Annotated in this window: 20 protein-coding genes; 13 read left to right on the top strand and 7 right to left on the bottom strand. The window is 65.7% G+C overall.

What is annotated here, in order from left to right; genetic code table 11:
- Window position 1: 1 nt before the first annotated feature.
- Genes ihfB through lhpI form a run of 3 tightly spaced genes read left to right on the top strand, consistent with a single transcriptional unit; the run spans window position 2 to window position 1639 of the window.
- Window positions 2-286: an integration host factor subunit beta gene (ihfB, locus tag AB4099_RS23565; RefSeq protein WP_043231503.1), complete on the top strand. Its 285-nt coding sequence runs from the start codon at window positions 2-4 to the stop codon at window positions 284-286.
- A 49-nt stretch (window positions 287-335) separates the two neighbouring features.
- Entirely contained in the window at window positions 336-674 is a 339-nt protein-coding gene (locus AB4099_RS23560) for a LapA family protein (protein WP_113514892.1), read from the top strand.
- Between the two features lie 14 nt (window positions 675-688).
- Window positions 689-1639, top strand: coding sequence for a bifunctional Delta(1)-pyrroline-2-carboxylate/Delta(1)-piperideine-2-carboxylate reductase (lhpI, locus tag AB4099_RS23555; RefSeq protein WP_441479822.1), 951 nt, complete (start codon window positions 689-691; stop codon window positions 1637-1639).
- A gap of 5 nt (window positions 1640-1644) precedes the next feature.
- Here lhpI and AB4099_RS23550 read toward each other — a convergent pair whose 3' ends face one another.
- The gene (locus AB4099_RS23550; protein WP_113514896.1) at window positions 1645-1818 is read right to left on the bottom strand and encodes a DUF3309 family protein; all 174 of its coding nucleotides are present in this window, start codon (window positions 1816-1818) and stop codon (window positions 1645-1647) included.
- A 98-nt stretch (window positions 1819-1916) separates the two neighbouring features.
- Window positions 1917-2903, bottom strand: a complete 987-nt coding sequence (locus AB4099_RS23545) for a Bug family tripartite tricarboxylate transporter substrate binding protein (RefSeq protein WP_441479821.1) — start codon at window positions 2901-2903, stop codon at window positions 1917-1919.
- Between the two features lie 158 nt (window positions 2904-3061).
- Here AB4099_RS23545 and mepA point away from each other — a divergent pair, with 158 nt between their 5' ends.
- Complete coding sequence (gene mepA / locus AB4099_RS23540) at window positions 3062-4009, top strand: penicillin-insensitive murein endopeptidase (protein ID WP_441479820.1); 948 nt, start codon at window positions 3062-3064, stop codon at window positions 4007-4009.
- Between the two features lie 8 nt (window positions 4010-4017).
- On the opposite strand, the gene AB4099_RS23535 is transcribed toward mepA, so the two are convergent.
- Window positions 4018-5148, bottom strand: a complete 1131-nt coding sequence (locus AB4099_RS23535) for an extensin-like domain-containing protein (RefSeq protein WP_441479819.1) — start codon at window positions 5146-5148, stop codon at window positions 4018-4020.
- A 371-nt stretch (window positions 5149-5519) separates the two neighbouring features.
- Between AB4099_RS23535 and AB4099_RS23530 the strand changes: the two genes are divergently transcribed.
- The 4 genes from AB4099_RS23530 to AB4099_RS23515 all read left to right on the top strand — a co-directional run bounded on the left by AB4099_RS23530 (window position 5520) and on the right by AB4099_RS23515 (window position 10248).
- Complete coding sequence (locus tag AB4099_RS23530) at window positions 5520-6764, top strand: amidase (RefSeq protein WP_441479818.1); 1245 nt, start codon at window positions 5520-5522, stop codon at window positions 6762-6764.
- An 827-nt stretch (window positions 6765-7591) separates the two neighbouring features.
- Window positions 7592-8584, top strand: coding sequence for a Tim44 domain-containing protein (locus tag AB4099_RS23525; protein WP_113514906.1), 993 nt, complete (start codon window positions 7592-7594; stop codon window positions 8582-8584).
- Between the two features lie 223 nt (window positions 8585-8807).
- On the top strand, window positions 8808-9614 hold the full coding sequence (gene dapB / locus AB4099_RS23520; protein WP_441479939.1) for a 4-hydroxy-tetrahydrodipicolinate reductase: 807 nt from the start codon (window positions 8808-8810) through the stop codon (window positions 9612-9614).
- Window positions 9615-9624: 10 nt separating this feature from the next.
- A complete protein-coding gene (locus AB4099_RS23515; RefSeq protein ID WP_441479817.1) occupies window positions 9625-10248 on the top strand; it encodes an alpha-ketoglutarate-dependent dioxygenase AlkB family protein in 624 nt (207 codons plus the stop codon).
- Between the two features lie 96 nt (window positions 10249-10344).
- Here AB4099_RS23515 and AB4099_RS23510 read toward each other — a convergent pair whose 3' ends face one another.
- The 3 genes from AB4099_RS23510 to AB4099_RS23500 form a co-directional block, all read right to left on the bottom strand.
- Entirely contained in the window at window positions 10345-10965 is a 621-nt protein-coding gene (locus AB4099_RS23510) for a trimeric intracellular cation channel family protein (protein WP_441479816.1), read from the bottom strand.
- A 3-nt stretch (window positions 10966-10968) separates the two neighbouring features.
- Entirely contained in the window at window positions 10969-11586 is a 618-nt protein-coding gene (gene grpE, locus AB4099_RS23505) for a nucleotide exchange factor GrpE (protein WP_441479815.1), read from the bottom strand.
- An 88-nt stretch (window positions 11587-11674) separates the two neighbouring features.
- Entirely contained in the window at window positions 11675-14494 is a 2820-nt protein-coding gene (locus AB4099_RS23500; RefSeq protein WP_441479938.1) for a [protein-PII] uridylyltransferase, read from the bottom strand.
- A gap of 290 nt (window positions 14495-14784) precedes the next feature.
- On the opposite strand from AB4099_RS23500, the gene AB4099_RS23495 reads away from it, so the two are divergent.
- The 4 genes from AB4099_RS23495 to AB4099_RS23480 all read left to right on the top strand — a co-directional run bounded on the left by AB4099_RS23495 (window position 14785) and on the right by AB4099_RS23480 (window position 18018).
- Window positions 14785-15759 (top strand): aliphatic sulfonate ABC transporter substrate-binding protein, encoded by a 975-nt coding sequence (locus tag AB4099_RS23495; RefSeq protein ID WP_441479937.1) that lies wholly within the window; start codon window positions 14785-14787, stop codon window positions 15757-15759.
- 29 nt (window positions 15760-15788) lie between these two features.
- Window positions 15789-16616 carry an ABC transporter permease gene (locus AB4099_RS23490; protein WP_441479814.1) on the top strand — a complete coding sequence of 276 codons (828 nt, stop codon included), beginning with the start codon at window positions 15789-15791 and terminating at the stop codon, window positions 16614-16616.
- A 12-nt stretch (window positions 16617-16628) separates the two neighbouring features.
- Window positions 16629-17411, top strand: coding sequence for an ABC transporter ATP-binding protein (locus AB4099_RS23485; RefSeq protein ID WP_441479813.1), 783 nt, complete (start codon window positions 16629-16631; stop codon window positions 17409-17411).
- A gap of 97 nt (window positions 17412-17508) precedes the next feature.
- A complete protein-coding gene (locus tag AB4099_RS23480) occupies window positions 17509-18018 on the top strand; it encodes an OsmC family protein (RefSeq protein WP_441479812.1) in 510 nt (169 codons plus the stop codon).
- Here the strand turns inward: AB4099_RS23480 and AB4099_RS23475 are convergent, their stop codons facing one another.
- Window positions 18019-19203, bottom strand: coding sequence for a DNA recombination protein RmuC (locus AB4099_RS23475; RefSeq protein WP_441479811.1), 1185 nt, complete (start codon window positions 19201-19203; stop codon window positions 18019-18021).
- Window positions 19204-19319: 116 nt separating this feature from the next.
- Here AB4099_RS23475 and AB4099_RS23470 point away from each other — a divergent pair, with 116 nt between their 5' ends.
- Window positions 19320-19838 carry a peptide deformylase gene (locus tag AB4099_RS23470; protein ID WP_441479810.1) on the top strand — a complete coding sequence of 173 codons (519 nt, stop codon included), beginning with the start codon at window positions 19320-19322 and terminating at the stop codon, window positions 19836-19838.
- Window positions 19839-19857 lie beyond the last annotated feature (19 nt).

The following is a 19857-nucleotide window of genomic DNA, read 5'->3' as shown; positions in this document are numbered from 1 at the left end:
CATGATAAAATCTGAACTCGTTCAACGCATCGCCGAGCGCAACACTCACCTCTACCAGCGCGATATCGAGAACATCGTCACGGCTATCCTTGACGAGGTCGTCAAGGCGCTGGGGCGTGGGGACCGTGTCGAACTGCGCGGCTTTGGTGCATTCTCACGCAAGGCCCGCGCCGCAAGGGTCGGCCGCAATCCTCGCACCGGTGATGCGGTCGAGGTCGAAGAGAAGTTCGTGCCCGTCTTCAAGACGGGCAAGGAGCTTCGCCAGAGGCTGAACGGCAAGCACTGACGTCCGGTCGGATGTCAGGCTCGCTCGTGCGGCACGCCAGGAAAAACCCATGAAAGCTTTCTTCAAGGCGCTGATCCTCGTGCCGGTCGCCTTGGCGATCGTCCTCTTCTCGATCGCGAACCGGGGCCCCGTGCGCGTCTCGCTCGATCCGTTCAGCCGTGACGCACCGACACTCGCCTTCGATCTGCCGCTCTTCGCCGTGGTTCTGGCCGCGATTGCCGCGGGCGTCCTGATCGGCGGCCTCGCCTCATGGATCGCGCAGGGCAAGCATCGCAAGGCGGCGCGACGCAATCGTCGCGAGGCCGAGGCTCTGCGCAGCGAGGCGCAGTCATTGCGGGCCGCTGTGCCCGATTCCGCCCTGCCGGCTTTGACCAGCCGCAACAGCTGATTGACGAAAGACAGATGCGCGTTATCTCCGCGGCGGAAATCGACCGCCTTCTCACTTTCCCCGCCTTGATCGATGCGCTGGACGGAGCCTTTCGCGGCGACATCGTCACGCCTGTCCGCCATCACCACGAGATCGAACGGCCGGCCGATCACGCCACGCTTCTGCTGATGCCGGCTTGGACCGGGCCGGCTGCGCCGGAGGCTTTCCTCGGCACCAAAGTCGTCACGGTTTATCCGTCGAACGGCTCGCTGAGCCTGCCGAGCGTGATGGGTACATACCTGCTGATGAACGGCTCGACGGGTGCGCCGCTCGCTGCGCTCGATGGCGCGCGCCTCACGGCCTGGCGGACGGCCGCTGCCTCCGCGCTTGCCGCGCGCAAGCTCGGGCATCCCCATGGCAAGCGCATGCTGATGGTCGGGTCGGGCGCCCTGGCGCCCTTCCTGATCAAGGCGCACAGCGCCGTGCGCGATTTCGAGGATATTGCCATATGGGGGCGCCGCCGTGAGGGGAGCGAGGCGGTGGCGGAAGCCCTGGCGGCAGAGGGTATCACCGTGCGCGTCAGCGACGACCTCGAGGGCGACGCGCGGCAGGCGGACCTGATTTCCTGTGCGACGCTTTCACGCGAGCCCATTGTCATGGGCCGCTGGTTGAAGCGCGACGCCCATCTCGACCTCGTCGGCGCGTTCAATCTGGCGATGCGCGAGGCCGATGACGAGGCTTTGCACCGTGCCCGTGTCTTCGTCGACACCGAAGCCGCCCTGAAGGAGGGCGGCGATGTGGCGGTGGCGATCAAGGCCGGTGCCTACGAGGCGGACAAAATCGCCGGCACGCTGGCTCAGCTGTGCCGCGGCGAAGTCGCCGGGGCCAACGAGGATGGTGAGATCACCCTGTTCAAGTCAGTCGGCACCGCGATCGAGGATCTGGCCGCGGCCATGCTGGTCTGGCACCTCGCCAACCCCAGCTGACGCCGTCAGACACGGACGGGCACGCCTCCGATCGCACCAAGCAGCCAAAGCACCAGCACGACCATCAAAACGAGGCCGACGACACCGCCGAGGCCGGCTGTGCCATAGCTGCGATGACCATAATATCCGCCGCCGCCGAGCAGCAGGATCACAAGCAGAACGATAACGAGTGTCGACATGACGTGCCCCTCTCCCTGTCGCATCGCGCTGCCGCGATGCGACAGGATGCGACAGGGAAACGTCCCGGGTGTACCGAGAGTTCCCCTAGCTGTGCCGCTCACTCGACCTTGACGCCGACCTCGCGGATCAACTCGCCCCATTTCTTCATTTCCGCCTGCAGAAAGGCTGCGAGTTCGGCCGGCGTGTTGCCGACGGGCTCCGCCGCCAGCAGGTCCATCTTGCCGCGGAGCGCCGGGTCCGCAAGTCCGGTCTTGGTGTCGGCATGAATCCTGTCGATGATCGCCTGCGGCGTCTTCGCCGGTGCGAACAGCGCGAACCATGAAGACACGTCGAAGCCAGGTACGACATCGGCGATCGGCGCGAATTCCGGTGCGGTCGGCGAGCGTTTGGCCGTGGTGATACCGAGACCACGGATCGAGCCTGAACGGACATGCGGCAACGCCTGGGTGATGTTGTCGAAGATCAGGTCGACCCGCCCGCCGATCAGGTCCTGTGTAGCCTGCGCGGTTCCGCGATAAGGCACGTGGACCATCTTGGTGCCGGTCAGCTTCTGGAACAATTCGCCGGAGAGATGGACGGAGGTGCCGACGCCGGACGAGGCATAGGTCAGCTTGCCAGGATTGGCTTTCGCGTAGGCGACGAGTTCGGCCGTATCCTTGACCGGGAGATCCTTGTTCACGACCAGCAGGTTCGGCACCAGCGCGACCATGGTGATCGGCGCGAGATCCTTGGCCGGATCATAGTTCAGCCTGGCGTAGAGGTACTGGTTCGTCGCCATGCCGACCGAGACGATGAGGAAGGTGTCGCCGTTCGGTTCGGCCTTCGCCACCGCATCGGTTCCTATATTGCCGCCGGCGCCCGGCTTGTTCTCGATGACGATATTGGTGCCCCAGGTCTGGCCGAGCCTCTCGGCGACGAGGCGCCCGAGTACGTCCGTCGCCCCCGCGGGCGGGAAGGGTACGACGAGTTTCAGCGTCCTCCCCTGCGGCCAGGAGCCCTGTGCGAAGCTCACCTTGCCGGGCAAGGCCAGGCTTGCGCCAAGCCCTCCAAGCAGCGCGCGGCGGTCGATTCTGGCGTCCGTCATCAGCGTTATCTCCTCCCGTGGGCGCGATCTTCTTCTGGGCGAAGGCGCCCGATCGCTGCGCAGCCAAGGCTGCAACCCTGCGTAGGCGTTGTCCATGCCTGGTACGTGTGACGTTTCTCGTGCTTGACCTGATCTTCAAAACCCGGCGTTCTCGGGCGATGCAGAGCACGAATCGCCCGCTCCTGGCCCTGTCCGCCTTGCTCCTGGCCGCGCTGACGGCGCCGGTCGTGCATGCGCAATCGACTGCGGAGGAGGAAGCGAAGCGTCGGGCGGCCAATATCGCAGCCTTTCCGGACGCGGCGCGCGCCTTGTTTGGGCAGACGACGACGCCTGCCAGCATGGCGGCTCGTGCCATCGGCTCCTATGCGAGGGGGTGTCTCGCCGGTGGGACGGCGATGCCGGTCGACGGAGAGAGCTGGCAGGTGATGCGGCTGGCCCGGAACCGCAATTGGGGCCACCCCGCGCTGATTTCCTATCTGGAGACGCTTGCCCGCAACGTGCCCAGGATCAACGGTTGGCCCGGCCTGCTGGTTGGCGACATCTCCCAGCCGCGCGGCGGTCCGATGCTGACCGGCCATGCTTCGCACCAGATCGGCCTCGATGCCGATGTCTGGCTCACGCCGATGCCGAAGCAGCGCCTCGGCGGCGACGCACGCGAGAACATGTCGGCGGTGAACATGGCGCGCGCCGATTGGCGCGATGTCGACCCGAAGAACTGGACGCCGGCCCATACCAAGCTGATCAAGTCCGTGGCCGCCGAACCGCGCGTCGAGCGCATCTTCGTCAATCCCGCGCTCAAGGTTGCATTGTGCCGCGAGGCCGGTGCGGATCGCTCATGGCTTGAGAAGGTCAGGCCGATGTGGGGCCATAACTACCATTTCCATATCCGGCTGAGCTGTCCGGCGGGAATGGAGGGCTGCTCCGGCCAGGAACCGCCGAATTTCGGCGACGGCTGCGGCGCAGAACTGTCCGGCTGGGTCGAGCGGCAATACAAGGCGATCTTCAATCCGCCCAAGCCGCGCCCGGGGCCGAAGCCCAAACCGAAGCCGCCGATGTCCGTGGATGCACTGCCGGCTGAATGCCGGCAGGTGCTGGTCTCACGCTGACCCTGCTCTCAGTAGCGCCGGCCGCCGCCGGTCTGGGCCCGGCCATAGGCAAAGGGGTCGTTGCCCGGCGAAATCTGCGGCTGTGCCTGTTCCTCGCCCTGCATGTCCATGACGCCATTGCCCTCGTCATCGCCGACGATCAACTCTTCGGTCGGAGGGACGGAGCCCGGCAGCATCAACGGGCCTTGCGCGGCGCTCGGTGGTGTCTCCGGGCGGTAGCGCGGCGGGTTGAGCGGCTGCTCGTCGAGATAACGCCGCTGGGCATCGAGGCTCTGGCCGCCCCGATGGTTTGCGACGGGATAGCCACTGTAGACTGCGCCGGGAGGACGCAAGCCGTCGCTGGGTTGTCGCAACATGCTGCCCGAGGCGCCTGCCACCACGGTTGGGAGATTGTCGCGCATCGACTTCTGCGCGGTCGTGTAGGTGCGTGCCGGGTCCGGCGGCGGCAGGTTGTAGTTCGGGGTGTATTTGATCACCGGCTTGCAGATCTGCCGGCCCTTGGCGTGCCGCGCCAGATCAATGTGGAAGTGATCGTAGTGGAACATGTCCGCACCCGGCCCGAGCACAGTCGAAAACTGCTGGCAGGCGCCGACGAAAACCTCGCGCAGGAAGGCCTGCTCTTCCGGCGAGCCGTGCCAGCCGTCCTTGACGGTGATGTTGCGCCCGTCATTCAGCCGGAAGGAGAACACATCCACGGCGTTGCCGAAGGCATGCTCGGACGTCCGGCTGGTGCCGGTGCCGTTGTTCATCGCCCGGCAGGAATAGGAGCCAGCTCTGAGCTCGATCACCTGGGCGCCGAGTACGTTCTGCGCCGCTGGTTGCACCACTTCGGCCAGCCACTTGTCGGTGGTGGCGACGATGGGGCAACCGAGCGTGGCATTGCTGGTGAGGTGAACCGAGCCACCCGAGAAGGCCGAGACACGGAGCGGCCTGGTCATGCCGCAGGTGCCCGGCCCGTCGATCGGCTTCTCGCGCAGGCTGACATAGGACGAGAGCGGGACCTGACGGGAGGCCATACAGGCGGCTTCCGCCTGGTCGCGCCAGGCGGCACGCTGTGCTTTCTGGAACTTGCCGCAGCCGGCAAGACCGGTGGCGCCGATGGCGCCGAGCGCGAAGAGGGCGAGATGAACGCGTCGCATGACCGATCAAATGCGACCCGTTTGGTGAACGGTTTCTCAACCCAGTGAGCCCTGTACGCCACAGGCGGATTAACTTTGGAGCGGCGGTTAACGAGTGGTTAGCGGGCCAGTCCTGCCTGACCTAAGGCGATCCGGCGCATCGACGCCATGCGCCAAGGGGGATGTCCGGCGGTATCGCAGTGCGCTGAAATCATGCCAGCATCCGTCCCGAGCATCGGCCCGAAAAGTGGATTGCGGTTTTCGGGATGGCCGATGCGAACTTAGATCATCGGCCCGAAAAGTGGATTGCGGTTTTCGGGATGGCCGATGCAAACACAGATTGGATCGTCGGTCCGATGATCCAACCAAAGTCAGCCCTTCGAGGATCTTGCATGCTGTCCGCTCGCGCCATTGCCCATCAGGTTTCCAGTGGCGCTGTGAGCGCGGCTGATGCGCTGGCCGATTGCGCCATGCGCATTGCCGCGAGGGAGCCGGACATTCGTGCCTTCGCCAGTCGGTCCGAACGGCTGGAGCCCGGCTCCGGCCCGCTCGCGGGCGTCGCATGCGGCGTCAAGGACATCATCGACACTGCCGATCTGCCGACCGGCATGGGCTCCTCTATCTATGATGGCTGGCAACCGCGCGCCGACGCGCCGATCGTGATGGCGCTCAAGGCCGCCGGGGCGACAATCGCGGGCAAGACCCACACCACCGCCTTTGCCTTCCTCGACCCGGCGCCGACGCGCAATCCGCATGACCTCACGGCGAGTCCGGGAGGGTCGTCGGCGGGTTCGGCGGCGGCGGTCGCAGCCGGCATGATCCCCTTGGCGATCGGCACGCAGACCGGTGGCTCGGTCATTCGCCCCTCGTCCTATTGCGGTGTCGCAGGCATCAAGCCCTCCTATGCGTTGTTGCCGACAGTCGGCATCAAACCCTTCTCCTGGTCGCTCGATACCGCCGGGCTGATGGCAGCGAGCGCCGACGATCTGGGTTTTGCACTGGCGGCCCTGACGGGGCGGCCTGAATTGGACGCTGACGTGGCGAGGTTGGAGGGCTTGCGGATCGGCGTGACGCGCCAGCCCTTTGCCGGGGAGCCGGAGGCGGGTTCGGAAGCCGCGCTGACTGCGGCTCTCGCTCTTGTCGCGAAGGCGGGAGCGATCGTGGTCGAGCTCGCGGCGCCGCAGGCCCTGGTTGAAGCCTTCCACGCCCATGGCCCGCTGCAGGATTTCGAGGCCGCGCAGGCGCTCTCCTGGGAGCATCGCAACCATCGCGGCGTGATCCCGCCCAAGCTCTCGGCCTATCTCGATGCGGCGGGAGCCGTTTCGCCGGTGCAGTATGACCAAGCGCGTGCGTTATCGCGGCGCGGGCGCGACGCCTGCCGTGACCTCTTCGCCGGAGTCGACGTCGTTGTGAGCTATGCCGCGCCGGGCGAAGCGCCGGATACGCTGGGCTCGACCGGCGATTCCCGCTTCAACCGATTGTGGACTTTGCTCGGCACGCCATGCCTGACGATTCCAGTGACGACGGGGCCTCGCGGATTGCCGGTTGGGGTTCAGATTATTGGTCGTTTCGGGGGGGATGATCGCGTTATCGCGGTGGCGAAGGCCTTGGAAAGACTTGTCGTCTCAAGGAGATGATCTTCTTTATCCACAAATCAAATCAATGATTTAATGATGTGTTAGGGATACAATAGGCTCTGCCACGCCGCCGTCATGGCACAGCCCCCTTGCGGCCATCGTCAGTTCTGCTAGCTTCCGTGACAGGTCAATGACAAAGGAGGATGCGATGAGCCTCACGCTGAGTCTCGACCGGTTGGCGATGGGCGCGGCCTTTGTGTTCATGATCGCCATCGTGTTGGGGGCGTTCTGACTGCCGTCAGTCTTAAGTCGAATGGACCACAAGAGCGTTTGAAGAGACGCCGTCGAACAAGGGTTCGGCGGCGTTTTTCTTGTGCCGGAATGGGCCGATCAACTCTCGGGGCAGGGATTTTCCGTGACCCGCCAGGACATCATGTTGATGACCCGGCCGCATTCAGCGAGCCGCCGGCCTTGGTTCGTCTTGATGCAGGCAGTCGCCCCTTCAGCAATCTTTCGGCCATCGCTCCAGCAGAAGCAGAGCGGCTCGGGCGCCTGGGCGAGGCGCGGTGGATCGAGGGCTACAGCCGGTTCTCCCGCTCTCGATGTTGCGAATGGGACAAGCGTCAGTAGCGTGGCAAGGGTGAGGCAGCGCAGCGCGTGCGATGCATTCTGGCGCGGCCTCCGTGACATCCGGATCATGGCACACTCCTTCGCCGGCCCGCGCACGGGCGATGGGGGCGAATAAGCCAGTTTAGCACGGCTCCGGGGCCCGCATGAAATATTGATTATTATTTTGGCTCACGCGCTTGGCCGCCCGACCTTGCGCAAGGGCAGGGCGCGCGCCATATTTCGCGGCAGCGAGCCCAAAGGGGGCTCCGGGAGGAACCATGTCACTGATTTCACTTGCTCGGCGTGGCCGGGTCGTCGCCGTGGTCGCTGGTGCGCTTTTGCTCGTTCCCGTGCTGGCCGAGGCTCGTCCTGGTGGCGGCAAGGGTTTCGGCAGCCGCGGCACGCGTACCTATTCGGCTCCGGCCCCGACGAATACCGCGCCGACGGGCGCACAGCCTTTCCAGCGTAGCGCTGCTCCGACGCCGTCTCCGTCGATGGCTGGTCCGGCCGCTGGCGCGGCGGGTGCTGCCGCACAGGCGGCGCGTCCGTCCATGGCACGTAACCTGATGATGGGCGTCGGCGCCGGCCTGCTCGGTGCTGGCCTGTTCGGGATGCTTTCGGGCTCGGGCTTCTTCAGCGGCCTGGCTTCACTGGCCGGCATCTTCGGCTTCCTGCTGCAGATCGCGCTGATCGGCGGCCTGATCTTCCTCGCGATGCGCTTCTTCCGTCGCAGGTCCGAGCCGCAGCTCGCCACCGCTGGCGGACCGATGTCGCGTGAGGCTGCCCAGCCTCAGCCGAATCCGCGCATGTCTGCGATGGGCGGCCTCGGTGGCGGCGCACCGCGCGCGCCGTCCAAGCCGGTCGAGATCACGCTCGCGGGCGAGGATTTCAGCAGCTTCGAGCGGCTGCTCGGCGAAGTGAACACGGCCTATTCGAATGAGAACCAGCAGGTCCTCCGCGAGAAGCTGACGCCCGAAATGGCCGGCTATTTCGCTGACGATATCGCCGAGAACGCCGCCAAGGGGCTGGTTGACCGGGTCTCCGACGTCAAGCTGCTGCAGGGCGATCTCTCGGAAGCCTGGCGCGAAGACGATTTCGAGTACGCAACCGTTGCGATGCGCTTCAGCCTGATCAACGCGCTGACCGAGCGCGCTACCGGGCGCATTGTCGAAGGCAACGCGACCGTCCCGCAGGAGGTCACGGAACACTGGACCTTCGTGCGCTCGCGCGGCGGTGACTGGAAGCTCTCGGGCATCCAGCAGGCTGCCTGACGCGACAGCGATCAAAGCAAGTATCAGCGGCCGGGGAACTTCCCCGGCCGTTTTTCGTTTTGCCGTCTAGCGGGGCCGACCTTGTCGGCTTGTTCGACCATTGTCCCGGGCGGGGGGCCTCGGGCGCCCGTCGAAGGCAGAGTGGTTTCGCGCGATGCGGCGATGCTCTATAGCCGCTGCGTCATCGTCCCCGACTGGTCAGGAGCTTCCCCTCATGAGCGACATGCGTCTCGTCGTTGTCGGCGCCGCCGGGCGCATGGGGCGAATGCTGATCAAAGCGATCACCGAGGCCGAGGGTTGCACCGTTTCCGCCGCGATCGAGCGTCCCGGTTCCACCGCACTGGGCCAGGATGCCGGTATTCTGGCCGGATTGCCTGCGCTGGGCGTGCCAGTGACCGATGACGCACTGCCGGCCTTCGTCGAGGCCGAGGGAGTGCTGGATTTCACAGCGCCTGACGCCTCCGTCGCCTTCGCAGCCCTCGCCGCGCAGGCCCGTATCGTCCATGTCGTCGGCACCACGGGCATGGAGCCGGTCCATCTCGCGAAGCTCGAAGCGGCTGCGCGCCATGCTGCGATCATCCGCTCCGGCAATATGAGCCTCGGCGTGAACCTGCTGGCGGCCCTGGTCCGCAAGGTTTCTGCCACGCTGGGCACGGACTGGGATATCGAGATCGTCGAAATGCATCACCGGATGAAGGTCGATGCACCATCGGGCACGGCGGTGCTGCTCGGCGAGGCCGCGGCACAGGGACGGGATGTCTCGCTCACTGAGGCGCGCGTCGCCTCGCGCGATGGCCATACTGGCGTGCGCCCGCCGGGTGCGATCGGGTTTGCGGCGTTGCGCGGCGGCACCGTGGTTGGCGACCACAAGGTCATCTTCGCCGGCGCAGGCGAGCGACTGGAGCTGGCGCATGTCGCCGAGGACCGTGGCCTGTTCGCGCAAGGCGCGGTCAAGGCGGCGCTCTGGGGCAGGGGGCGCAAGCCCGGCCTCTACTCGATGGTCGATGTCCTCGGCCTCGATACGCTGTGACGGCGCGCCCGTGACCAGGCTTGCCGTCGCTCCCGGCGTGTTTCATTGGCCGGGCTATCTTTCACCCCAAGCGCAGGCGGCGCTGCTGGCTGAACTGCGGGAGGTTGCCCGGCAGGCACCGTTCTTCTCACCGCGGATGCCGAAGACCGGCAAGCCGTTCTCCGTGCGAATGACCAATTGCGGCTCGCTCGGCTGGGTGTCGGATCTGGCCGGCTATCGCTACCAGGCCCAGCATCCCGAGACCGGCGCACCCTGGCCGCCAATGCCGGCCGTGCTGCTGGATGCCTGGCGTGCGCTTGCCGGCTACCCGCACGCTCCCGAGGCCTGCCTCGTCAATTTCTACGAGGCGAGCGCGAAGATGGGTCTGCATCAGGACCGTGACGAACTGGAGTTCGACGCGCCGGTGCTGTCGCTGTCGCTCGGGGATACGGCGGTGTTCAGGATCGGCGGCACGGAACGAGGCGGCAAGACCCTCTCGCTGAAACTTGCCTCGGGCGATGCATTGCTCTTCGGCGGCGAGGCACGCCTCGCCTATCACGGCATCGACAGGATCCTGGCGGGCTCGTCAGCCCTGCTGCCGCAGGGGGGGCGGATCAATCTGACCTTGCGGCGTGTGACGAAACCCGGCGGTTAGATCATCGGACCGGATGTCGTATCCGATGACCTAACCTTCTGTGTTCGCACCGGCTTTCCCGAAAACCGCAATCCACCTTTCGGGCCGATGCCTTGATCAGGCAGAGCCCGAGCCGGGCAGGCTCGGAAATGACCAGCCGAGCAGGATCGAGCCGGCGCGCAAGCCAAATCCGGCCGCCAGGCCCCCGAGCATTACGAGGAGCGGGCTGAGACCGAGGCCGGAGAGGAACGCCGTCATGGCTGCACCGGTGGCCGCGGCGGTCACATAGAAATCCCGGCTCCACAGCACCATCGGCCTGTCGCCGGCAAGGATGTCGCGCAGGATACCGCCGAACGAGGCGGTGACAGCTCCAAGCGCCACGGCCGATAGAACCGGGACGCCGACCATCAGCGCCTTCTGCGTGCCGACGACCGCGAACAGCGCAAGCCCGGCGGCATCGGCCCAGATCAGCATGCGCTTGCCCATCCAGCCATCGAGCGTGCCGGGTCGAAAATAGGCCGTTGCCCAGGCAACCAGCGCGACGATGGTACAGACGATCACTTCCGACGGCGCCTGCACCCAGCCGACGCCGCGGTCGAGCACGAGATCGCGCAAGGTTCCGCCACCGACGCCGGTGACCGTCGCAAGCAGGATGAACCCGAACGGATCCATCCCCTTGCGGACCGCGACCAGCGCTCCCGTCAAAGCGAAGACCGCAACGCCAGCGGCCTCCAGCACGGTTCAGTGGCCTGTATTGGTGTCGCCGGCCTCGGCCGAAGGCGCCTTCGGCGCGCCGGCGGAGACGCCGACCAAGGCCGGCCGCAGCACGCGCTCGCCGATCTTGTAGCCGGTCTGCACGACCTTCGAGACAAGCCCCTTGGCGATGCCGGCGTCGGGCGCCTCGAACATTGCCTGGTGCAGATGCGGGTCGAACTTCTCGCCATGGGGGTCGATGCGGCGCACGCCATGGCGTTCCAGGGTCTTCAGCAGTTCGCGTTCGGTAAGCTCGACGCCTTCGACCAGCGCCTTCAGCGCCGCTTCGCCTTCGGTGCGAGCGGTCTCCGGCAGGCTCTCGAGCGCGCGGCGCAGATTGTCGGCCGAACCGAGCAGGTCTCGCGCGAAGCTCGTCACCGCATAGGCCTTGGCGTCGGCAATCTCACGCTCGGTGCGCCGGCGCAGGTTCTCCATGTCGGCCAGCGTGCGCAGCAGCTTGTCCTTGAGGTCGTTGCGCTCGGCTTCGACCTGCCCAAGCTGGGCCTCGAGCCCGGACTCGAGTGGGGCCGGCTCGTTCGCCTCTTGGGCGGCCATCTGGGCGGCCATGTCCGGGTTCGGTTCGTCGGTCGCAGGGTTCCGCGTCATCGCCTCATCCAATTCAAATCATGGGGCTGGTCGTCACTCGGGAGTACGACAGCGTTCGAGGCCGATATCGGCCTTGTGGTCCGTGAAATCAAGCGCGGGCGGGCACGCGCGTCTTTCCGCCCTGTGCCTTCTCGTGATCAAAAGCGAAAACCTCCAGCAGCGCCTTGCGGATGCTGAACTGCCGCGTCGTGCCGGTGATCTTGGCGTTGGTCAGGTCGGTCACGTAGAAAACGTCGACGGCCTTCTCCCCGAAGGTGGCGATATGGGCCGAGGCAATATTGAGGTTGAGCTTCCCGATCGCGGTGGTGAGATCGTAGAGCAGGCCCGGGCGGTCGAGGCCGGAAACCTCCAGAACAGTGTGGCGGGTCGAGAGCACGTTGTCGATGATCACCTCCGGCGCGACCTGGAACGTGGCGCCGCGTGGCGGCGGCGCGCGGCGCTGCGCCACCAGATCGGCAATCTTGATCTCACCCTTGAGCGCCCGTTCGATCGCGGCGGCAATGCGGCCGGCCCGGCGCAACTCGTCATCGTCGCGCTCGAAGGCGCGCGAGATGAAGATCGTGTCGAGCACGAGGCCATCGGTGGTCGTGAAGATCTGGGCATCGACGATATTGCCGCCGGCCGCGGCGCAGGCACCGGTGACGATGGCGAGCAGGCGCGGATGGTCGGGCGCCAGAATGGTCAGCTCCGTGATGCCGCGGAACTGGTCGGTCTCGACCAGCGTTGCGGTGGTGCGCCCTTCCGCTTCGGCCCCGCGCAGGAAGCGCGCCTGCTTTTCCTGGCGCGGCAGGTCGACCTTGATCCAGTAGGCCGGGTAATGACGTGCGAGATAGGCCTCGCGTTCCACCTCGCCCCAGTCGGCCAGCGCCTCCTTGAGCGCGTCCTGTTTCTGTTCGACGCGCGCCCGGCGCTCGATACCGGAATGACCGCCGGCCAGCACGATTTCGGTCTCGTAGTAGAGCGTGCGCAGGAGTTGCCCCTTCCAGCCATTCCAGACGCCGGGGCCGACTGCCTTGATGTCGGCAACGGTCAGGATGAGGAGGAGCTTCAGCCTTTCCAGGGTCTGCACAGTGGCAGCAAAGCTCTCGATCGTTTTGGGGTCGCCGAGATCGCGGCTCTGGGCGACGGTCGACATGTCGAGATGGTGCTGGACCAGCCAGGCGACGGTCTCGGTCTGCGCCTCGCTGAGCCCGAAGCGCGGGCAAAGCTTGCGTGCGATCCGGCTGCCGGCTTCCGAATGGTCTTCCGGCTTGCCCTTGGCGATATCGTGCAGGAACAACGCGACATACAGCGCGCGGCGGTTGGTGATGGTCGGGAAGATCGAGTTCGAAAGCGGATGCTCGGCCTCGAGCGCGCCGGCCTCGATTTCGGAGAGAACGCCGATCGACCGGATCAGATGCTCGTCGACGGTGTAGTGGTGATACATGTTGAACTGCATCATCGCGACGACGCGCCCGAATTCGGGCACGAAGCGGCCAAGCAGTCCGGATTCGTTCATGCGGCGCAGCACGGCCTCCGGCGCGCGCCGTGACGTCAGGATATCCAGAAAGATCCGGTTCGCCTCGCGGTCGTTACGCAGGTGCGGCGTGACCAGCTTGAGCGACTGCGTCACCAGCCGGCTTGCATCGGGATGAATGGCAATGTCGTTCCGGCTGGCGATTTCATAGAGCCTGAGCAGATTGATCGGGTCGCGCCTGAAGGCGTCGCCGTCGACGACGTTGAGCCTCTGGCTCTTCAGCGTGAAGTCGGGGTGGCCGAGCGCGCGCACCTGCCGCCGCTTGGTGAAGGTACCGAGCAGGCTCGTCAGGCTCGCCCGCGGCTTCTGCTGGCGCGCCTCGAGGGCGGCGCAGACGATCGCGGTCAGGTCGCCGACATCCTTCGCCACCAGGAAATAGGCCTTCATGAAGCGCTCGACCGGGGCCTGGCCGCTGCGGCCGGCATAGCCGATCGCCGTTGCCACCTGCCGCTGCAGGTCGAAGGAAAGGCGCTCCTCTGCCCGGCCTGTAATGAAATGCATCCAGCAACGCACCCGCCAGAGAAATTCCTCCGAGCGCTGGAACATCAGCAGTTCCTTGCGGTCGAACAGCCCGGCGGTGACCAGTTCATCGGCGTCATGGACCCGGTAGGCGTATTTGGCGATCCAGAACAATGTGTTGAGGTCGCGCAGGCCGCCTTTGCCGTCCTTGACGTTGGGCTCGACGAGATAGCGCGATGATCCCGCGCGGCGCACGCGTGCTTCGCGTTCGGCAAGCTTGGCCTCGGTGAAGGCGGGCGCCGAGCCCTCGACCACCTCGGCTTCGAAGCGCTGTGCCATCTCGTCGAAGAGCGCCCGGTCGCCGGTGAGAAAGCGGGCTTCCAGCAAGGCGGTGCGGATCGTCATGTCGGCGCGCGCTTCCCGGATACAGTCGTCGACCGAGCGCACGGAATGGCCGACCTTCAGCTTCAGGTCCCAGAGAGGATAGAGCATCGCCTCGACCACGCTCTCGCCCCAGGCCGTCTGCTTGTGCGGGAACAGGAAGAGCAGGTCGACATCCGATCCTGGCGCCAGCGTACCGCGGCCATAGCCGCCAACGGCGACGACCGCGATCCGCTCGGAGGAGGACGGGTTTACGGCGGGGTAGAAGTGCTCGCTCGCCGCCACATGCAGGCAGCCGACGATGCCGTCCATCATCGCTGACAGGCGCTGGGCGCAGGCAAGGCCATTACGCTCCTCGCTCAGGATTTCCTTGGCGGAGGCGTGACCTTCCTCGAGTGTATGGCGCAGGCAGGCGACCAATTCCTGCCGCAGATCGGCGGCCGAAGCCTTCCGCAGCTTTCTGGCCAGCCAGGCAACGGCGGCGGCAGGATTCGCCAGCACGTCCGCGAGGGCAAAGTATGGGGCATCGGCGCTGATCGACACGGACGGCATGACCTTCGGATATCGCGCAGGACGGCTTCGAACCGAGCCGCTGGTAACATGGTGACGGGATTCCCAGAAACCACAAATTACACGTAATATTCTGTGTAATATATCATTTAACAGTCCATCTGAGTTTGTTTGACAAACAGAACGATTGGACCTAGAAAGAGGACACGCGCCGATTTGAGCCACCAGCTTGCGGGCGCGAAACAAGTGCAGCTAAAGCGTGGGGTAGAGGAGAGGCTCAGCTCTCTCTCGATCCCTTCGCGTCACCGACACGGGGATCGACAATGAGCGTCATCAGAACAGTCAGCCGCCGTCTTGTGCTCGCCGGACTTGCCTTGGCCGGCGCAGGCTTGGGTGCTGTCAGCGCCAATGCCCAGGCGCCGAAGGAAATCCGCATCGACTACGCCACCTACAATCCCGTCAGCCTGGTGCTGAAGGAGCGTGGCACGCTGGAGAAGGCTCTCGCCCCCGAGGGCATCACGGTGCGCTGGGTGCAATCCGCCGGATCGAACAAGGCGCTCGAATTCCTCAATGCCGGCTCGATCGATTTCGGCTCGACGGCTGGCGCTGCCGCCTTGATCGGCAAGATCAACGGCAACCCGATCAAGTCGATCTATGTCTATTCGCGGCCTGAATGGACGGCGCTGGTCACCGGTGCCAAGAGCGAGATCACGAAAGTCGCCGATCTCAAGGGCAAGCGTGTCGCCGTCACGCGCGGCACCGATCCGCATATCTTCCTGGTGCGGGCCCTGGCCGAATCCAAGCTGACCGAGAAGGACGTCAAGCTCGTGCTGCTGCAGCATGCCGATGGCCGCCTCGCGCTCGAGCGTGGCGATGTCGATGCCTGGGCCGGGCTCGACCCTCTGATGGCTGCGGCCGAGGTCGAGAGTGGCGCCAAACTGTTCCACCGCAAGGCCGAGGACAACACCTGGGGCATCCTGAATGTACGCGAGGACTTCGCCAATGAGCACCCGGCGCTGGTCCGCAAGGTGCTGGCCGCCTACGAGGAGGCCCGTGCCTATGCGCTCGCCAATCCGGCCGAGCTGAAGAAAGTGCTCGTCGACTATACCAAGCTCTCCGATGCGGTCATCGAGCGCCAGCTCACCCGCACCGAGTTGACCCATTCCGCGATCGGGCAGGCCCAGGCCGACACCATCCTGGCCGCTGGCTTGGCACTCAAGGAAGCGGGCGTCCTGCCGGCGACGACCGACGTCAAGGCGGTGGTCGACAACCTGCTCGATCGTCGCTTCGCCGCCGCCAGCAACTGAGCCCGGACGAGCAGACGCAAGCCGGAACGATGAGCACGCTGGGACTCGCTACGATTGCCGAGGGTAGGCGGCGTCCGGATGACCTCCGGAAACCCCGCGGCCTCGGTTTGGCTGGCCTGTTGCTGCCGCTTCTTCTGGCTGCTCTCTGGGAGTTCCTGGTCGGTGCCGGCCTGGCCAATGGTCGTCTGATGCCGCCACCGAGCGTGGTCGGCAAGACACTTTGGCAACTCGCCGTCTCGGGCGAGCTCCTGACCCATGCGTCGGCCACGCTCTGGCGTGTTGCCGCCGGCTTCGGGCTGGGAGCGGCGGTCGGCACGCTGCTCGGCGCACTGACGGGGGCGCTGCCTCTGGCGCGCAACCTGCTCGATCCGACCTTGCAGGCTCTGCGAGCGATCCCCTCGATTGCCTGGGTGCCGCTCTTCATCCTCTGGTTCGGCATTTTCGAGGCGTCGAAGATCGCGTTGATCGCGGTTGGCGTGTTCTTTCCCGTCTATCTTGGCGTGGCGGCGGCGATCCTCTCGATCGACCGCAAGATCATCGAGGTTGGGCGCGTCTTCCGGCTCGGCCGTGTCGCCATGGTGCGGCGCGTGCTGCTGCCGGCGATCCTGCCCGCCTGGTTCACCGCGCTGCGCTCGGGCCTCGGCCTTGGTTTCATGTTCGTGGTTGCGGCCGAGATCATGGGAGCGAGCGAGGGCCTTGGATATCTGCTCGTGGACGGCCAGCAGCTTGGCCGTCCCGACACCATCATCGCGGCCATCATCGCCTTCGCCGTGCTCGGCAAACTGGCGGATGGCCTGCTTCTCGCCATCACGCGGCCCTTCCTCGCCTGGCAGGATCTGGGCCGCGACAAGCTCTGAAGGGCATCCTCGATGCTGAGCTTCGACAGCCTCTCCAAAACCTATGCCGACGGCACGCAGGCGCTGTCTGCCGTCACCACCAGCGTGGCCGCCGGCGAGATCCTCGCGCTTGTCGGCGGCTCCGGCTGCGGCAAGACCACCTTGCTGCGACTCGTCGCCGGGCTGGACCAGCCGAGCGCCGGCCGGATCAGCCTCGGCGGCGAGGCGATCCTGGCGCCGCGCGCCGATGTCGGCGTGATCTTTCAGGAGCCGCGCCTCTTCCCCTGGCTCAGCGTCGCCGAGAATGTCTCCTTCGGCCTGTCGCATCTGACGCCCTTCGCGCGCGAAGGGCTGGTCGCGAATGCGCTCGTGCGTGTCGGGCTCGCCGGCTACGAGAAGCGCTGGCCGCGCGAACTCTCCGGCGGGCAGCAACAGCGCGTCGCCATCGCCCGCGCCTTGGTCACACGGCCAAAGCTGCTTCTGATGGACGAGCCCTTCTCGGCGCTCGACGCCACGACGCGGGCAAGCCTGCACGGCCATCTGCTGGCGCTCTGGGAGGAGAGCAGGCCGACCGTCGTCATGGTCACCCATGATGTCGAGGAGGCGGTGACATTGGCCGATCGCATCATCGTCATGCAGCCGAACCCCGGTCGCATCTTCGATGAGTTGGACAATCCTCTCGCCCGTCCGCGCGACAGGCTCTCGCCGGCCTTCGAGGCGAGCAAGCGCGAGGTCCTGCGCACTCTGGATCGCTCGCTGGCGAACGGAGAGCCGCAGCAGCAGAAGGCCGCCGAGACCGCAGGCATGTGGTGGTGAGGGGCGAGGCGCCCATGCCGGGTTGGGGCTGGCCCCGCATCGGCGACAGGCTTATCACGGCGGCACATCGCCGCTCGTCTGAAGAAGGTTGAGAACCATGGACGTCACCGCGCTTCGCGCCCTCCAGGCTCCGCTCAAGGACAAATACCGCGAGGCGCCCGACGCCGCGGTGATCACGCTGAAGGCCCGTGGAGAGCTCGACGACCAGCATATCGCCTGCAAGGTCGAGACCGGCCGCGCGATCGCCCTGGCCGGGCTGCACCCGGCGACCGGTGGCAGCGGCGCTGAACTCTGCTCCGGTGACATGCTGCTGGAGGCCCTGGTTGCCTGCGCCGGCGTGACGCTGAAGGCGGTCGCGACCGCGCTTGAAATCGAATTGAAGAAGGGAACGGTCAGGGCCGAGGGCGATCTCGATTTCCGCGGCACGCTCGGCGTCGTCAAGGATGCGCCTGTCGGCTTCAAGGCGATCCGCCTGTCCTTCGACGTCGAGAGCGACGCCCCGCAGGACAAGCTCGACACGCTGCTCAAGCTGACCGAGCGCTATTGCGTCGTCTTCCAGACGCTGAACGTCAAGCCGGAGCTCTCGGCCGCGCTCAGCCGCGGCTGATCACTCGGCCGCCTTCAGTTCCAGCCCCTTGGCGAAAGGCAGCGACGGTTCGCTCTTCGCGGGCTCGTCGAATTCGAGCGCGCCGATCTTGTCGCCGCGGCTGGTGATCTTGCCGGCCGAGGTGCGGATGCCGGCGACATCCTCCTGCGCCTGGCGGAAATGCTGATCCAGTTTCTCGGCCCGCTCGCCGAGCCGGCGGACATCGGTCAGCAGCCTGCCGACTTCGGTCTGGATGACCTGGGCCTCCTCGCGCATTCGGGCATCGCGAATGAGCGACTGCATGAGCTGGATCGCCAGAGCGAGCAAGGAGGGCGACACGACCATGATGCGGGCGCGATGGGCCTTCTGGATCACGTCGTCGAAATGCTCGTGCAGGTCGGCATAGATCGATTCCGACGGCACGAAGAGCAGGGCCATGTCCTGCGTTTCGCCGGGCAGAAAATAGCGCTCGGCGATATCCTTGATGTGCTGGCCGACATCGCCGCGCACGCGTACGCCCGCCGCCTTCTTCGCCTCCTCGCCACGCGCCTCGCGCAGCATGGTGAAGCTCTCCAGCGGGAACTTTGCGTCGATGACGAGGCCGCGCCCGTCTCCTGGCAGGGTGACGAGGCAGTCCGGCCGGTTGCGGTTCGAGAGTGTCGGCTGGAAGGAGAAGAAAGCGGCGGGCAGCCCGTCGCGGATGATCGCCTCCATCCGACCCTGGCCATAGGCGCCACGTGCCTGCTTGTTGGAGAGTACGTCCTTGAGGGTCACCACTTCGCTGGTCAGGTCGGTCAGGTTCTTCTGGGCGGCGTCGATGACCGCAAGCCGTTCCTGCAGCTTGCCGAGGCTCTCCGTGGTCTGCCTGACGTTCTGCTCGAGTCCGGTGCCGACCTGCTGGCGCAGACCATCCATCCGCTCGGCGACGAGGCGAGCAAGGTCGGCCTGCCGCGTCGAGAGGATCTCGGCCATCGTCTGCATCCGGCCCGTCATCTCGGCTTGCATGCGGTTCATCTCGGCGACCTTGTCGTCCATCTCGCGGGCGCGTTCGGCGGCGATGACGGCCTCGATCGCTCGCCCGCGCGAACTGCGCCAGAGCGACAACGCGACGAGTACAAGCAGAAACAGGCTGCTACCGGCGAAGCCAAGCGCGGCTTCGCTCCAGGTGACGGGCCGCTCAAGCAGCGTGAAGGCAATTCCGTTCATCACGGCAGATTAGCCGATTCGCGTGTTGATGCCGAACGAAAGCGGAACGGTTTGACCACCCGCCAACAAGTGCTTATGTCCGCGGCGTCAGCAAGAAAAACCGGTTCGAGCGCCCTATGGCCATTCGCCCTCTCGTCATCCTGCCCGATTCAGTCCTGCGCCAGGTCTCGAAACCTGTCGAGGCCGTCACACCCGAGATCAGGGCGCTCGCCGCCGACATGCTCGAGACCATGTATGACGCGCCCGGCATCGGCCTCGCCGCGATCCAGATCGGCGTGCCGCTGCGCCTGCTGACGATTGACCTCGCCAAGCCGGAGGAGGAGAAGGCGCCGATGACCTTCATCAATCCGGATATCACCTGGTCTTCCAAGGAGCTGAACATCCATGAGGAAGGCTGCCTGTCGATTCCCGAATATTACGAGGAGGTCGAGCGTCCGGCGCAGGTGAAGGTTCGCTATCTCGATCTCGACGGCAAGGTGCAGGACATCGAGGCGGACGGCCTGCTCGCCACCTGCCTGCAGCATGAGATCGACCATCTCAATGGCGTGCTCTTCATCGATCACCTGTCGCGGCTGAAGCGCGAGCGTGTCACCAAGCGTTTCGCCAAGGCGGCGCGTCGCGACAGCGCGGCCTGAATGATCCGTATCGATCAGA

The sequence above is a fragment of the Allobosea sp. 2KB_26 genome, from assembly GCF_052115715.1.
Classification (GTDB): Bacteria; Pseudomonadota; Alphaproteobacteria; order Rhizobiales; family Beijerinckiaceae; genus Allobosea.
This window is presented reverse-complemented; position numbering and strand designations above follow the sequence as displayed.